Origin of the sequence: Leclercia tamurae (assembly GCF_025566055.1) — a bacterium.
Classification (GTDB): Bacteria; Pseudomonadota; Gammaproteobacteria; order Enterobacterales; family Enterobacteriaceae; genus Enterobacter; species Enterobacter tamurae.
On sequence record NZ_JAMHKS010000012.1, the window covers coordinates 1 to 254 of the forward strand.

Genomic DNA, 254 nt, shown 5'->3' on the forward strand with positions numbered 1-254 from the left:
TTTCACTTCTGAGTTCGGCATGGGGTCAGGTGGGACCACCGCGCTACAGCCGCCAGGCAAATTCTGTTTATCACCCTGCCCTGTGGCAACGTGATGTAATCTGTATCAGCTGAAAATCGTCTTTCAAGTCCGCCGAAACAGCTTCGGCGTTGTAAGGTTAAGCCTCACGGTTCATTAGTATCGGTTAGCTCAACGCATCGCTGCGCTTACACACCCGACCTATCAACGTCGTCGTCTTCAACGTTCCTTCAGGA

Annotated in this window: 1 rRNA gene; it reads right to left on the reverse strand. The window is 52.0% G+C overall.

The annotated features are described in order from the left end of the window. Positions 1-153 precede the first annotated feature (153 nt). A 23S ribosomal RNA gene (locus M8318_RS00050) occupies positions 154-254 on the reverse strand; the annotation flags it as partial.